This window comes from Exilispira thermophila (genome assembly GCF_055389015.1).
Genome location: NZ_AP042476.1, coordinates 2,519,238 through 2,531,710, shown reverse-complemented (window position 1 = coordinate 2,531,710; position 12,473 = coordinate 2,519,238). Strand labels below are relative to the sequence as shown.

Annotated in this window: 11 protein-coding genes; 6 read left to right on the top strand and 5 right to left on the bottom strand. The window is 22.4% G+C overall.

Translation table 11 applies throughout. The annotated features are described in order from the left end of the window. The first annotated feature begins 191 nt into the window (after window positions 1-191). Window positions 192-683 carry a metallophosphoesterase gene (locus ACZ5EC_RS10735; RefSeq protein ID WP_464302482.1) on the top strand — a complete coding sequence of 164 codons (492 nt, stop codon included), beginning with the start codon at window positions 192-194 and terminating at the stop codon, window positions 681-683. 134 nt (window positions 684-817) lie between these two features. Here ACZ5EC_RS10735 and ACZ5EC_RS10730 read toward each other — a convergent pair whose 3' ends face one another. Then, complete coding sequence (locus ACZ5EC_RS10730; protein WP_464302481.1) at window positions 818-1,159, bottom strand: DUF3795 domain-containing protein; 342 nt, start codon at window positions 1,157-1,159, stop codon at window positions 818-820. A gap of 253 nt (window positions 1,160-1,412) precedes the next feature. Here ACZ5EC_RS10730 and ACZ5EC_RS10725 point away from each other — a divergent pair, with 253 nt between their 5' ends. The 3 genes from ACZ5EC_RS10725 (at window position 1,413) to ACZ5EC_RS10715 (ending at window position 6,608) form a co-directional block, all read left to right on the top strand. After that, a complete protein-coding gene (locus ACZ5EC_RS10725) occupies window positions 1,413-2,579 on the top strand; it encodes an HD domain-containing protein (RefSeq protein ID WP_464302480.1) in 1,167 nt (388 codons plus the stop codon). Window positions 2,580-2,953: 374 nt separating this feature from the next. After that, window positions 2,954-3,889, top strand: coding sequence for an acetyl-CoA carboxylase carboxyltransferase subunit alpha (locus tag ACZ5EC_RS10720; RefSeq protein ID WP_464302479.1), 936 nt, complete (start codon window positions 2,954-2,956; stop codon window positions 3,887-3,889). Further along, the gene (locus ACZ5EC_RS10715; RefSeq protein ID WP_464302478.1) at window positions 3,873-6,608 is read left to right on the top strand and encodes a hybrid sensor histidine kinase/response regulator; all 2,736 of its coding nucleotides are present in this window, start codon (window positions 3,873-3,875) and stop codon (window positions 6,606-6,608) included. The genes ACZ5EC_RS10720 and ACZ5EC_RS10715 overlap by 17 nt, the downstream gene beginning before the upstream one ends. A 44-nt stretch (window positions 6,609-6,652) precedes the next feature. On the opposite strand, the gene ACZ5EC_RS10710 is transcribed toward ACZ5EC_RS10715, so the two are convergent. Together ACZ5EC_RS10710 and ACZ5EC_RS10705 are read right to left on the bottom strand one after the other, a co-directional pair. Further along, window positions 6,653-8,302, bottom strand: coding sequence for a DUF342 domain-containing protein (locus ACZ5EC_RS10710; RefSeq protein WP_464302477.1), 1,650 nt, complete (start codon window positions 8,300-8,302; stop codon window positions 6,653-6,655). Window positions 8,303-8,341: 39 nt separating this feature from the next. Continuing rightward, window positions 8,342-9,214, bottom strand: a complete 873-nt coding sequence (locus tag ACZ5EC_RS10705) for a GNAT family N-acetyltransferase (protein WP_464302476.1) — start codon at window positions 9,212-9,214, stop codon at window positions 8,342-8,344. Window positions 9,215-9,356: 142 nt separating this feature from the next. On the opposite strand from ACZ5EC_RS10705, the gene ACZ5EC_RS10700 reads away from it, so the two are divergent. Continuing rightward, window positions 9,357-10,433 carry a pyridoxal-phosphate-dependent aminotransferase family protein gene (locus tag ACZ5EC_RS10700; RefSeq protein WP_464302475.1) on the top strand — a complete coding sequence of 359 codons (1,077 nt, stop codon included), beginning with the start codon at window positions 9,357-9,359 and terminating at the stop codon, window positions 10,431-10,433. A gap of 90 nt (window positions 10,434-10,523) precedes the next feature. Here the strand turns inward: ACZ5EC_RS10700 and ACZ5EC_RS10695 are convergent, their stop codons facing one another. Both ACZ5EC_RS10695 and ACZ5EC_RS10690 read right to left on the bottom strand, forming a co-directional pair. Then, complete coding sequence (locus ACZ5EC_RS10695) at window positions 10,524-11,474, bottom strand: NUDIX hydrolase (protein WP_464302474.1); 951 nt, start codon at window positions 11,472-11,474, stop codon at window positions 10,524-10,526. Then, window positions 11,471-11,932, bottom strand: coding sequence for an archease (locus ACZ5EC_RS10690; protein WP_464302473.1), 462 nt, complete (start codon window positions 11,930-11,932; stop codon window positions 11,471-11,473). The genes ACZ5EC_RS10695 and ACZ5EC_RS10690 overlap by 4 nt, the downstream gene beginning before the upstream one ends. A 250-nt stretch (window positions 11,933-12,182) precedes the next feature. Here ACZ5EC_RS10690 and ACZ5EC_RS10685 point away from each other — a divergent pair, with 250 nt between their 5' ends. Then, window positions 12,183-12,458 (top strand): Smr/MutS family protein, encoded by a 276-nt coding sequence (locus ACZ5EC_RS10685; protein ID WP_464302472.1) that lies wholly within the window; start codon window positions 12,183-12,185, stop codon window positions 12,456-12,458. Window positions 12,459-12,473 lie beyond the last annotated feature (15 nt).

Genomic DNA, 12,473 nt, shown 5'->3' with positions numbered 1-12,473 from the left:
ATTAGAATTATTATGTGTTTTGTTATTATACTAAAAATAAAAATATTGATATTAACTTATTAATATATAAACTCATAGATTGTTGAACAATAAAAAATAATATTTTTTTTAAAAATATTCATATTTTTAAAAATTATTCTATAATAAAAACAAATAAAGTTAAAATAAAAATAGCATTTTAGGAGATGTGAATGAATAAAATTTGTATTATCTCTGATAGCCATGATAGATTATCAAGCTTAGAATATCTTTTTAAAATTCTGGAAGAAAAAAATATAACTTCCGTTTATCATGCAGGAGATGCAATTTTTCCCCCTTTTTTTAGAGATTTTTTTAAAAAAAATTTAAAAATATATTTTGTACGTGGAAATAATGATGGGGAATACGAATTTTTAAAATCAACTTTAGAAAAAAATGGTTCATTATTTTTCCCTGAATATATGGATATAGAGCTTAATAAAAGAAGGATATTTATGATACATAAAGATGATCTAATTAAACCCCTGGCTAAATCAGGTTTATATGATGTTATAATTTATGGACACACACATAAACTTGATATAAGAAAAGAAAATAATACACTTATAATTAATCCTGGAACTCTTTCAGGTTATTTAGCTGAATTTAAAAGTTTTGTAATACTTGATATTGACTCATTAGAATATGAAGTTTATAAATTTTGATTTTAAACTTTAATTTCATATTTTATTATTAACTTCTTATTTAATCATTAATCTCATATTTTATAATTAATTTATTCATTGAAAAAGATTTTCAAATTAAATAAAAAGAAAGATTATGATCTCTCTTATTTTTTTTAAATAATATTTTTTTCTAAAATTTCTTTTTTAATTTCATATATTCTATCGATAGCTTCTGTAGTAAAATTTGAATAAAAAACACATGGGAAATCAGGACACAAACCACAAAACGAGATCCCTCTCTTTTCCGCACATAACGCAATATTGCAATCTTTATGAAATTTTATTTCACTTTCTTCTTTACATCCATAACAAATCTTATCTGCAAATTCCTTTTTTATTTTCTCATCAATATTTTTAATATCTAATTGAGAATCATTTTTTTCTTTATTTTTGTAATATATTGGACAATTTTCACATGAAAAACCGCAATAAGAATATTTATCCAATGTTACCATATTTTTTCCTTATTCAGATTTTATTATAAAAATTTAGATTTTAATTTTTTAAATTCTAAAATTTTTCTTTTGTCTTAAATATTTTCTAAAATATCGATTAATGTGTATTTACTATTTTCCTTGTAAAATAATAAATTATTTTTAGAAAATTAAAAATAAAAAATAGTTAAATATTATTAATAGTTGTTTTATTAGACAATTTATATGAAAAAGGTATTTTTAAACAAAATAAAAAGAAAGTTAATAATTATAAATGGATAAAAAACAATATTTTAACTTTATTAAAGAACTTGAAAAATTATTTTCCCCTTATAAATTCTATTTTATTTCAGAAACTGCATATAAAATTTCCAAAAAGAAAACCCCTGACATTTTTTTTACAGTTTCAAATATCGATACAATAAAATTATATTCAAATTTTGATAAAGTAACACATTTAAAATTTTCATCTTTTGATTATTATATAAACTTTTCTAATAAAATAATTTTTCTTAAACATTTTGATTTAAAAAAATCAAATACTAAAGACTATCTTATAGATTTTGCAAAATCAAATAAAGATCCATTTATTATAAATCTTTTTTATGATCCAATATTAGAAATATTTTATGATTTTAATTCTATACTTCATTATTTAAATAATAAACTTCTATTTCTTAGACAATTAGATTCAGATAATATTTTAAAATCTATAATACTTGCTAATAATCTATCAATAAAATCAGTTATATATGAAAATGATAATATTTTAAAAAAAATTGATTTTAACATAAATTACAAATTTAATGAAGCAATTTCAGATGAAAACTTAAAAGAGTTTCCATTACATCAATTTTTTAACTTATTCTATTTTTCTATAACAGGTTCAGGAAAATATAAAAACCTTATATTACTGGATAGATTAAAATTACTAAATTATTTTATACCTGAACTTGATAAATTAAAAAATGTTAATCAAAATAAAGATCATCACCCTGAAGGAAATGCTTTTGAACATTCTCTTCTTACAGTAAAAAACATAGAGTCAAATGATTTCGCTCTCAATCTTGCTGCCTTATTTCATGATCTAGGTAAATTTAAAACTGAGGTAAAGAAAAAATTGCAAAATGAAGCAAAATTCCCTTTTCATTCAAGGATTGGGGCAAATATTGCAAGAAATATTTTACAAAGGTGGAAGACCTATTTAGATTTTTATCCTGAAATAGAGCTTAAAATTTCATTTTTAATTGAAAATCATATGAATATTGGATTTATATATAATCTTGATTTTAACAAACAAAAAAAAATTTTAAACTCTATATATTTGCCTGACCTTTTAAAATTGTTTAAAGCAGATGCTAAAAGCTCATACAGGAGTCTTGATAGATATAAAAAAGTATTATCATACATTAGATCAAAATCAAAATATATTAAAAATTAATTTTTTTAAAATTATAGAGATAAAAAAATAGAATTTTAATACTGAAAACCTAAAAAAATATAAAATTTTAATTTGATTATAATTTATTATAAAAGTATACAATTATAATTATATTTAATTTTATTTGAAATTAAAATATTTGAAAATTATCAAACCTTAATTATAATTTTTAAAAGAGAAATGAAAGTGTTTGAAAATTATTATACTTTAATTATTATCTCTAAAAAAAGAATAAACATAGATATATTATTTTAGTATATTTTTTTATTTCTTTTTTTGTATTTTAAGCTAGAAAATTTTTATTATTTTTTGAATAATTAACTAAAAAACATATAAATAATAAATCTAATAATTATTTTAAGTGGTTAAATATTATGATCTATCTTGAATTTGAAAAAGAAATTGAACAAATTGATAAAAAAATTGATTCCGCTAAAAATATAAGTGAAAGAAAAATCCTTGAAAATAAAAAGAAAGCATTATTAAGAAGAATTTACAACAAACTGGATTGTTGGCAACAGGTTCAGGTTGCAAGACATCAAGACAGACCTTATTCCCTTGATTATATCAATTATATTTTTAAAGATTTTTTTGAAGTTCACGGTGATAGAGTTTATGAAGATGATCCTGCAATTGTTGCAGGTTTTGGTTATTTAGGGACATACAAACTTGCAATAATAGGACAACAAAAAGGAAGAACTCCTGAAGAAAGAGAATTCAGAAAATATGGAATGCCCAATCCTTCTGGTTATTATAAAGCTCTAAGGGTTTCAAAACTTGCAGAAAAGTTTAATTTACCAATAGTAATCTTTATTGACACTCCTGGTGCTTTTGCTGGATTTGATGCAGAAAAGCATGGTCAGGCTTTTGCTATTGCAAATAATATCTTACAATATTTCAAAATTAAAACCCCCATTATCTCAATAATTATTGGTGAAGGTGGTTCTGGAGGTGCATTAGCTTTAGGCATTGCTGATAAACTTTATATGTTAAAATATTCTATCTTCTCTGTGATTTCGCCTGAATCATGTTCTTCAATATTATTTCGAACTTCTGATAAAAAAGTTGAATCAGCAAACTTATTGAAACTTACAGCTAAATATGCAAAAAGATTTGGTTTGATTGATGGGATTATCTATGAACCTCCAGGAGGTGCTCATAGATATTTCAAAGAAACTGCTTTAAGAATTAAAAATCAAATAAAAAAAGATCTTATTGAATTTAATAAGGTTGATATAGATAATTTAATAAAAATTAGAAAAGAAAAATATTTAAAAAAGGGAGATAATTTCCTTGAAAGAAAATATTAAAATTGGAATTCCTGAATCAATATTTTCTCATTTATTAATTTTTTTAAAAAATCAACACCTATTAAATAACAAGAATTTACAATTTTTCCCTCTATTACATTTTAATATATTAGAGAACCTTTTTGAATCTAATTACCTCAATCTTTTAATATCTTATCCATCTTATTTATATGATTATATTAATAAAAACGAAATAAATTTAGAAAATATAAATTCAATATATTTACTTGATATTTTTTCCTTATTTCAATTTTCTATTTTTACACATAAACATTTTTTCAAATTCAAATTTAATAATAATATCACTTTAAAAATAGCTTTACCAAAAAACACGATTTATTACAAAACAATCATAAAACAATTTTTAAACTTTTTTAAAATCACAAATGTTAGAATTAAATGGCTTGAAATCATAAGTAAAGATATTGAATATTATTTTGAAAACAATATACTTGATGTTGCTATTGTTTTTGAAAAAGAATCGTATAACTTAATTAAAAAAAATATTGCCAATCTTGTTGAAATACCAATTAATAAAAAAAATGTTCCTGGTTTTGTTTATTTTTACAATGATTTTGCTTCTAATATTGATTTAGAAACAGCATATTCTGTTATAAATGAAATTAAAGATGCATTGAAAAAATTTGCAAATAATATAAATTTAAAAAATTTATTTCTAAACGAATTTAAAAATGAACATAAACATTTCATAAACATTTTTTTACAAAATATCAATAATATTTTCTACAAAAATAATTTTTCTATAAATAAAAAATATATCTATTTTGATAAAAGAGATATTATTAAACCTTTTGTACTATTTGAAAATAAACCTAAAAATCTACCTAAACAAAATAAAAAAGGAATAACTCTTCCTATAAAAAATGAATTGATACATCATATAATAAATTTCAAAAAAATACCTTTGTCTTTAGTACCTAAGGAAATACATCTTTTCATAAATACATATAATAACCTTTTATTTGAAAATGACCTGTTAAAGAAGAAACTCAAAGATCAAATAAATAAAAACAAAGTTTTACAGGATGACCTGGAAAATTTAAAAACTACTCTTTACCAAAACTTTATTCAACTAAAAGATATTTCTGATAACCTGATTGTTCAAAAAATTCGTGCTGAAGAAGCTAATAAAGCAAAGTCTAATTTTTTTGCATCTATTACACATGATTTAAAAACACCTTTGGTAGGTATAATATCGTTAACTGAAATGCTATTAGAATCTGAACAGGACAAAGAAAAAAGGAACAAATTGAAAATTATTATGGATTCATCAAATACATTATTAGAATTAATCAACAATATTTTAACTGTTTCAAAAAATGAAACAGCTAAAGTAACAATTTCAAAAAAAATATTTACCCTCGATACTTTAATTTCTGAAATAGAAGAAAACATTAAAGCAAAATTGGCTTCAAAAAATGTTAACCTGATTATTGATATTGATCCCGACATACCTGAAATGCTAGCAGGTGATCCACTAAAAATAAAACAAATAATATTTAATCTTTTAGGAAATTCTGTCAAGTTTACAAATAATGGATATATTAAACTTTCAATTAAAAAAGGTATTCAACAATTAAAAAAAATAGAACTTTTAATTACAGTTGAAGATACTGGAATTGGAATTAAACAATCTAAACTTGATAAGATATTTCTCCCATTTGAACAAGCTGAAGATAATATCGCTGAAACATATGGGGGTACTGGTTTAGGATTGGCAATAGTAAAAAAATTTGTAGAATTGATGGAAGGTAAAATTTCAGTTACTTCAAAATTAAATAAAGGAACTACTTTTTCTCTTAATATTTTTTGTGAAATTGTCACAGATTCAGAAGGTGATAAAGTTGAGCATATAGTTGATGCTACAGAGAAAAAACAATTCGTATTTATCCCTTCCAAAATATTAATAGCTGAAGATAATGAAGTTAATCAATATGTTATTAAAGAATATTTAAAAGATTTTAAAAACATTGATTTCGATATTGTTGAAAATGGAGAGCAAGCTTTAGCCCTTTTTTCAAAAAACAAATATGATTTAGTTCTAACAGATATACAAATGCCAATAATGGATGGTATTGAACTATGCAAAAATATTAGAAAAATAGATCAATCAATACCTGTAATTGCATTTACAGCTTATGATGAAGATTCAGTTAAAGAATTTAAACTAATTGGATTTACTGAGATTTCTAAAAAACCTTATAAAAAAACAAATCTTTTTAATTTATTATCCAAATATATTGGAATAAAAAGCATACATAATAAGCAAATACAGACACCTACATTAAATTCAGATATAGAAAACAAGAAATCCATCTCTTCCGATATTAATTTAAACAAAGCACAGACCAATAAAGTTTTACCAAATAAAGAAAAAGAAATTATTTTAAAACTTAAAGAAAAAATGGAATCTCTTGATAATAAGCAGGATAAAATAAAAAAGCTTTTTATTAAAAGTTTAATTGATTACTACACTAAATTAAAAGAAAATAAAGAAGATGTTGAACCAATAAGATTTATTCTTCATAACATAAAAGGAACAGCTCAAATTGGAGGACTTGATATATTAGCTGAAGAAGCATCGAAACTTTCAAGATACATTAAAGAAAATAAAATCACCAATAAAACACTAGATATTGAAAAAATTGATAACTTTTTAAAAAAATTCCTGGATAGTCTTGAAGTTTTACTAAAATAATATTTAAAAATTAAAATATTTAAAATGTACCAATCCTACTTAAATTAAGTATTATATTTATATGAAATCGTTTTTGATTCATCATCCCAATATATTGTAACATTTTTTAATGTTTCAAATACCTGAAATTTTGTTTGACCCATAAAAATAGTTACTCCTTCATAACATGCTTTTTTAACAACAATTTTTGCATCAGGATAAGTAAGAGATTTATTTAATTTTTTTATTTGTTGTTCTATTTGTTTTTGTTTTTCCATAAGTAAAAATAAATTTTCAAGATGTTCTTCTATCTCAATAAATCTATCTTCAGAAATTGTTGCTAGATATTTTTCAGGATTTTTAAAATAGCTTTCCCCTATTGCTAATTTAATTTTTCTAATCTCAATATTATTCATTTTATGTTGGTTATTTAAACTTCTTAATTTTAATTCTTTTTGTAAATCTATACCAACTACAACTTCTGTTGGAACAGATAATTTGGAACCCAATTCTATTACTTCTATACCATTAGAAGCAACAATTTTTCCTCCAATAACAACACCCTTTCCAGTAGCAATAATTTTACCACCACTCTGTATTAATGAATGGATAATCGATTTTGAAAAATAAATATCTTTAGCAGCCCAAACATTTGCATATTCTAAATAACCAGTATGAATTTCCCCACCTGCAATTATTTTATACTTATTGGAATCACCAATGATACCATTTTTTACTTTAATATTACCCCTTGCTCTAACATTTGCTTTTACAATAGAATCTCTTACACTAATATTTTTCCCTGCTTCAACTTTAAAACCTTCCTGAACTTTGCCTGTTATAACAATATTAATATTGGTCTTTATATTTCCGGTTTCTAAACTAACATCTCCATTAATCAATACTTTATCACTTATAGAAATCACTTTATCGTCAGTAACAGAAATAACACCATCAATGGTTGAAACAATGTTATTATTCTTATCTATTTTAAGATTTTTTCCCAATTTATAATTACTAATTCCATTGTACCTTGCACTTTTGATATGTCCAAATACATCATAACCATCTTCAGGTTTTATTTCAGGTATATATTCTCCAATTATAGTCCCTTTTTTAATATTTTTTATTGAATTAATTTCTTTAAAATCAATTGTTCCATCCTCTTTTACCTGACCAATATTTTTACTAAGGTCAATAAATAATTTTACCTGATAAGCTCTACCATCTATACTTTTTTTTCCTTTAGCTATCAAAACAAGTGATCCAGTTCCTTTCCTAGCATTTTCTAAAGCATTTCTGATTTTATCTTGATTTATGATTTTTTTTATACCAAATTTTTTTATTGATTTTATAATTGTTTCTTCATCTAGTTCAAGTGAATTTTCTGTTAAAGGGGGTAAAACCAGATATGCATATAAATCTTTTCTTAATGTTATTATTGGATCAATCACATTTATAAGCATCCCATTGAATTCAACAAAGCCAAGTTTATCAACAGAAAAACCACCTGCTGCAACATTATAATAAATATTTTCACCTTTATAATAATTTTCAATATTATTCCCTTTTATTATAACTCTATGTGGGACAAAAAAATTCTCAGATAAAGTTTTAAAAATCTTTTGGTCTTTAGGTGAACGGATTAAGTCATTAAACACTTTTTTAATCTTAATCCTTTTGTTAAAATAGAAAGTTTGCTCAACCATACTCATACCTTTAATTTAATCCAATTTTTTTTTAATGCAAATTGATTAATTTTTTAATATTATCCATTTAAGCATTCCGTTTTCCTTCTTAAAACCTAATTTCTCATACAAATTTATAGCTTTATAATTTTCTCTTCTAACAAATAAAGTTGCATAAGAAAAATCAAGGTTATTGAAAGAATAAAGGATCATTTTGCCAATTAAATAAGTTGAATACCCTTTTTTTCTAAAAGAAGGTAATGTAAATACCCCTCCAATTTGAAATATATTATGAGTATATGCATTCCATTCACATTTTGCTACTGGAAAACTATCTTTAGTTAGATAAAAAAGTTTAAATTCTTTATAAATTTTTAATAATTTAGTTAAAATAAATTTTTTGCTTAAAATTTTATCAGGGTAATTCATTTCTTCAATCATATACCCTGTTTGCAATTCTATAAGATTTATTAAATCTCTTTTTTTTATTGGTATTTTAAATTGTAATGAGCTAACATCTGAAATTGTTGAAATAAGATTTTCTAAATTTTTATTGTTTTCATTATTATTTTTAAAAGAATAAAAATAATAATTTTCTGAAAATATAATTTTTGTTGAGATTTCTGGCAAAATGGAGGTTAATAAATTAACAGTTTTGTTTTCACCACTTAGATAGGAAAATGTTATCCCATATTTTTTTATCAAATTTTTAAATTCAAATATGTATTTATTATCATAAGAGAAAATATGTAATTCCTTTGATTTCTTTGACAGGGTTGCAAAAAAATTATAATCTTTAGTGAAAAAATAAGTATTTTTATCATTATTTTTGTAAATGTTATACAATAAATAGATACTAATACACCCTTTATTAAAAAGAGAATTGATAATATTTCTTTTTTCTTTAGCTGAAATTGACGATTTAATCTCTATTTCCATAAAAATATATATAATTTTATTTCTTAAAATTGTCAAAATTTTATTTTATAAAGATTATAAAAAAAATTGTCAATTTTTTCTTGATTTATTATCAATTTTTAATACTAATATATTAGATTTAAAATATTTAAGGAGTAAAAAAATGCATAAAAAACTATTTATCCCTGGTCCTGTTGAAGTAAAACAAGATATTTTAGAAAAAATGTCTACTCCAATGATTGGCCATAGAACAAAAGAATATACTGAATTACAAAAATCTGCAACAGAGAAAATGCAAAAATTGATGTATACAAATAATATAGTTTTGTTTTCAACATCTTCTGGTACTGGATTTATGGAATCAGCAATTAGATCCTGTACTAAAAAAAGAGCAATAGTATTTTCTGTTGGTGCTTTTGGAAATAGATGGTTCAAAATAGCCCAAGCCAATGGTGTTGAAGCTGATAAACACGAAGTTGAATGGGGAAAAGCTATTACACCTGAACTTATTGATAAATACCTTTCAACTGGTAAATATGATGTTATGACTATTACACACAATGAAACATCCACCGGTATTATGAATCCAGTTTATGAATTGTCTGAAGTCTGGAAAAAATATCCTGAAGTTGTGGTGTTAATGGATACTGTTTCTTCCATGGGTGGTGTAAAAATAGAGGTAGATAAATTAGGTGTGGATTTTTGTTTAACTTCTACTCAAAAAGCATTAGGATTACCTCCAGGACTTGCAATTGCTGCTGTTTCTGAAAAAGCTATAGAGTCAGCAAAACAGGTAAAAAATAGAGGTTATTATTTTGACCTTTTATTATTACTTAAATATTACAAAGAAAAACCATACCAATATCCATCAACACCTTCAGTATCTCATATGTATGCATTAGATTATCAATTAGATAAAATTTTAAATAAAGAAGGACTTGAAAATAGGTTCAAAAGACATAAAGAGATGGCTGATTATGTTAGGAATTGGGCAAATGAACATTTTGAAATATTTCCTAAAAAACTTGAATGGGCTTCAAATACATTAACAACAATCAAAAATACAAAAGGATTTTCAATTAATGAGTTAAATAATGAATTAGGGAAAAGAGGGTTTATGATATCCAATGGATACGGTACATTGAAAGAAAAAACATTTAGAATAGCACATATGGCTGATACTACATTGGAAGAAGTTAAAGAATTACTAAAAAATATTGAAGAAATATGGAAGCTTTAAAAATTAAAAAAACTGCCTCAAAAAAAGGGGCAGTTTTTTTTGTTAATTTATAATATTTTAAATATATATTTTAACTTCATAATTATAAATTTATTTTATTAAATCATTTAACAGATTATAAAGAAAATCTGCTGATACCCCCCAGATAATTTCATTTAATTTAACTTTATAATTAATAACTTCAGTTTGAAAATTTCCTCTTGTACCTCTTTTTAACCCCTGTAAAATTTCATTTATTCCCTTTTTTTTGTTAACAAATAAAATTTCAATATTATTATCACTTTTATTTAAAATCTGAAAATTAAAAAACTGCTTTTCCAGTTTTGCAAGACAAAAACATTTTAAATTCCACAATTTATTTTTAAATTCCCATTTAGCATTATATAATAATGAAAAGATATAAAATGTAAGTAAATCTATAATCAATACTTTTTCGATTTCATTTGAATTAATGTTTAAATTATAGAAAAAATTTAAATCTTCTATTTCAATAAATGATATAAAACTTTTTATAAAATATCCTGTTGCAGATAAAATTTCTCTATTAAAAATCAAATTTTTAATATTGTAATTTAATCCAAGTTCTTCAAAAGTTTCTCTAATTGCAGTGTTTTTTAATGAAAAATCTTTCAAAATATCTAACTTTCCACCAGGAAAACTAAATTCTCCGGGATGATTCGATAATTTCTTATTTCTTAAAGTAAATAATACAAAAAATCTTTTTAATTTCTTAACATAAAAAATTGGGATATTAATAGCAGCAAATTTTGATGAAAATAATTTTTTAAAAATATTCTTTATAGAGTAATCTTTATTCTTATGTGTATCATATTTCTTTTTATTTACCCTCCTACCTTCAGAATAAATACTTTCAAAAGAATTATAAATTTTATCATTAAAAAGCTCTATATAGTCACCATTTTTATAAAAATCAATATTTGAGTTTTTATTTATAAAATCGTAAAACTTTATTAAAAGAGAATTATCTTGACTAATTTTGTTGAATATAATGTATCCATCTTTTTGATATTGATTACTCATACATCTATCACAAATTGGAACATATAATTATTTGAAACTTTATCTTTAGATAATTTAATATTTCCTAAAGTTGCAGCTTTTACTTCATTAATTTTTTCTTTTTCAAATTTTTTATTTAATATCACTACTGCGGAAAATAAAAAATTATTCCCTTTTTTTATTAAATAATTTATATGAAATTCAAATACAATTGATTGTTCAATATCTATTAGATACAATATTTCATTTATAATCTTTATAATAAGGAATTCAATTGAATCGCTTTCTACTAAAACATTTTTAAATATTACATGATCAAGATTATTTAAATATTCTTTATTAACAAAAATCTTATTTTCTTTAAAAGGATAAATATAATTCAATACTGCTTCAACAGAATCAGAGATAAGATTAATTAAATCATTTGAATATACCCTGATACCAATATCCGAAGTATGATCATAATATTCATATCCCATATTTAAGATTATATATATATAATCTTTATTTTCAAATAATTTTTATTTACTTTTTTCATTATGTCTTTTGAAATTTGTAAAAATAAAAATTAATGTAATAATTAGATATATAATTTATAAATATGAAAATAAATTTAAAAAAAAGAGCAATCTAATTGTTTTTAAACAGTTCAATTTATATATTTTACATTACTATCTATGTACATTTACTATTTTTATAAAATTATAAAAAAACATTTGGGTTATTACAATGAAAAAAGAAAAATATGACGAAATAGATTTACACCTTTTTCATCCAAAAGATGTTAAAGAAATAGTCCCTTTATTTTTAGAAGAAAATTTTTTAAAACAAACAGATAAAGTAAAAATTATTACTGGCAAAGGAAAAGGGGTTTTAAGAAACATTGTACTTAATATATTAAAAACCAGTAAATATGTTGACTATTTTTATCAAGCTCCTGCTTATGAAAGTCATTGGGGAGCATTCTATGTTAAAATAAAAAAAAATAAAAATTTTACAAATTAGATTGTTATATTATAA

What these genes read in the sequence shown, in the direction of transcription:
- ACZ5EC_RS10735 (WP_464302482.1), top strand. Translation starts at nt 192, where the DNA reads ATGAATAAAATTTGTATTATCTCTGATAGCCATGATAGATTATCAAGC.
- ACZ5EC_RS10730 (WP_464302481.1), bottom strand. Translation starts at nt 1,159, where the DNA reads ATGGTAACATTGGATAAATATTCTTATTGCGGTTTTTCATGTGAAAAT.
- ACZ5EC_RS10725 (WP_464302480.1), top strand. Translation starts at nt 1,413, where the DNA reads ATGGATAAAAAACAATATTTTAACTTTATTAAAGAACTTGAAAAATTA.
- ACZ5EC_RS10720 (WP_464302479.1), top strand. Translation starts at nt 2,954, where the DNA reads ATGATCTATCTTGAATTTGAAAAAGAAATTGAACAAATTGATAAAAAA.
- ACZ5EC_RS10710 (WP_464302477.1), bottom strand. Translation starts at nt 8,302, where the DNA reads ATGAGTATGGTTGAGCAAACTTTCTATTTTAACAAAAGGATTAAGATT.
- ACZ5EC_RS10705 (WP_464302476.1), bottom strand. Translation starts at nt 9,214, where the DNA reads ATGGAAATAGAGATTAAATCGTCAATTTCAGCTAAAGAAAAAAGAAAT.
- ACZ5EC_RS10700 (WP_464302475.1), top strand. Translation starts at nt 9,357, where the DNA reads ATGCATAAAAAACTATTTATCCCTGGTCCTGTTGAAGTAAAACAAGAT.
- ACZ5EC_RS10695 (WP_464302474.1), bottom strand. Translation starts at nt 11,474, where the DNA reads ATGAGTAATCAATATCAAAAAGATGGATACATTATATTCAACAAAATT.
- ACZ5EC_RS10690 (WP_464302473.1), bottom strand. Translation starts at nt 11,932, where the DNA reads ATGGGATATGAATATTATGATCATACTTCGGATATTGGTATCAGGGTA.
- ACZ5EC_RS10685 (WP_464302472.1), top strand. Translation starts at nt 12,183, where the DNA reads ATGAAAAAAGAAAAATATGACGAAATAGATTTACACCTTTTTCATCCA.